The 566-nt window shown below is 63.6% G+C and carries 1 protein-coding gene; it reads right to left on the minus strand.

What is annotated here, in order from left to right; translation table 11 throughout:
* Positions 1–566, minus strand: a 566-nt coding sequence (locus EVC45_RS45080) for a citrate/2-methylcitrate synthase (protein WP_306770887.1), incomplete at both ends; no start/stop codon positions are given.

Below are 566 nucleotides of genomic sequence, written 5' to 3' on the forward strand. Positions count from 1 at the left end.
GTCGACGCGTTGAACTCGTGCTCCGCGTACAGGTTCAGCGACACGTGCATCGCGTCGACCCACGCCTTCGACGGCTCGACGCCATGCAGCAGATGCAGGAAGTGGCCGCCGATCGAATCGTCGTCGGTTTCGACCTCGATGCGCTTGCCGTTGTGCGAGTAGTGATACCAGTACAGCAGCATCGAGCCGAGCGAGGCCATCAGCTTGTCGGCGATATCGCGCGCGCCGGGCAGGTTGTGATCGTCTTTCTCGGGCAGCACGGTGCCGAGCACCGACACGCCGGTGCGCATCACGTCCATCGGATGCGCGGCGGCCGGAATCCATTCGAGCGCGGCCTTCACGTTGGCGGGCAGGCCGCGCATCGACTTCAGCTTCGTTTTGTAGGCGGTCAGTTCGGCCTGGGTCGGTAGCTTGCCGTGAACCAGCAGATAAGCGATCTCTTCGAATTCGCACGCGCCGGCAAGATCGAGAATGTCGTAGCCGCGATAGTGCAGATCGTTGCCGGTCTTGCCGACCGTGCACAGCGCGGTGTTGCCCGCGGTCACGCCGGACAGCGCGACGGATTT

It is taken from the genome of Paraburkholderia sp. UYCP14C (genome assembly GCF_004197395.1).
Classification (GTDB): domain Bacteria; phylum Pseudomonadota; class Gammaproteobacteria; order Burkholderiales; family Burkholderiaceae; genus Paraburkholderia.